Origin of the sequence: Arthrobacter sp. Br18 (assembly GCF_000520555.1) — a bacterium.
Classification (GTDB): domain Bacteria; phylum Actinomycetota; class Actinomycetes; order Actinomycetales; family Micrococcaceae; genus Arthrobacter_D.
Genome location: NZ_KI914849.1, coordinates 9,932 through 11,235 on the forward strand (window position 1 = coordinate 9,932; position 1,304 = coordinate 11,235).

General features: G+C 66.4%; 2 protein-coding genes. Both read right to left on the reverse strand.

What is annotated here, in order from left to right; genetic code table 11:
- A partial coding sequence (locus Y704_RS23240; protein ID WP_035771634.1) for an NAD(P)H-binding protein occupies positions 1-458 on the reverse strand: 458 nt, incomplete at its 3' end.
- 103 nt (positions 459-561) lie between these two features.
- A complete protein-coding gene (locus Y704_RS18975; protein ID WP_051476690.1) occupies positions 562-1,110 on the reverse strand; it encodes an SDR family oxidoreductase in 549 nt (182 codons plus the stop codon).
- Between the last annotated feature and the right edge of the window lie 194 nt (positions 1,111-1,304).

The following is a 1,304-nucleotide window of genomic DNA, read 5'->3' on the forward strand; positions in this document are numbered from 1 at the left end:
CCGAGGATGGTCCACGCAAGCTTTGAATTGCGAAGGTGCTCGTCCGCGGCTGCCTTGGCCTCGGCATAGGGGAAGAAACTGTTCTCCTCGGGGACTCCGTGGTCCTTGCCCGCACCGAGGTAGGACACCATGACGTACCGGCCCACTGACGCGTCCGACGCCGCATCCATCGAGCGGATGGCCGCAGCCCCATCGACGGCATAGGTGGCGTCGGCACTGCTGCCGCCCGAACCTGCGGACCATACGACGGCGTCGTGGCCCCGGAAGACGTCAGCCATATCGCTGACGGACAGCTTTGCCACGTCGGCGACCACCGGCGTCGCGCCTGCCGCCTCGACGTCGGAGGAGTGTCCGGGGTTGCGGAAGATCGAGCTGACCTGATGGCCCTGGCCGGTGAGGATCGAGGTGAGGTGCAGGGCCACTTTTCCGTGGCCTCCGATGATCGCGATGCGCGACATGTGAGCTCCTATTCGTTGGCGTGTTACTCCCGACGCTATCGCCCTCTGGAGTTGCAGGCCAACGGTTCCGCGTGGAGCGAAGGCCTCCGCCGTCCGATGTGGGTCACTTTCGGTCGAGCGCGGTCGCCCGAGGCGCCCGCCCTTCGGAAGCCTCGATCCTGCCGGTACCCGGCTCCGTCGTCAGCGGCCCGGGGCCGAGGATGGTCCACGCAAGCTTTGAATTGCGAAGGTGCTCGTCCGCGGCTGCCTTGGCCTCGGCATAGGGGAAGAAACTGTTCTCCTCGGGGACTCCGTGGTCCTTGCCCGCACCGAGGTAGGACACCATGACGTACCGGCCCACTGACGCGTCCGACGCCGCATCCATCGAGCGGATGGCCGCAGCCCCATCGACGGCATAGGTGGCGTCGGCACTGCTGCCGCCCGAACCTGCGGACCATACGACGGCGTCGTGGCCCCGGAAGACGTCAGCCATATCGCTGACGGACAGCTTTGCCACGTCGGCGACCACCGGCGTCGCGCCTGCCGCCTCGACGTCGGAGGAGTGTCCGGGGTTGCGGAAGATCGAGCTGACCTGATGGCCCTGGCCGGTGAGGATCGAGGTGAGGTGCAGGGCCACTTTTCCGTGGCCTCCGATGATCGCGATGCGCGACATGTGAGCTCCTATTCGTTGGCGTGTTACTCCCGACGCTATCGCCCTCTGGAGTTGCAGGCCAACGGTTCCGCGTGGAGCGAAGGCCTCCGCCGTCCGATGTGGGTCACTTTCGGTCGAGCGCGGTCGCCCGAGGCGCCCGCCCTTCGGAAGTTGTGCAGGTATGGCGGGTTGCGCTAATCATTAGAGACAGCCCG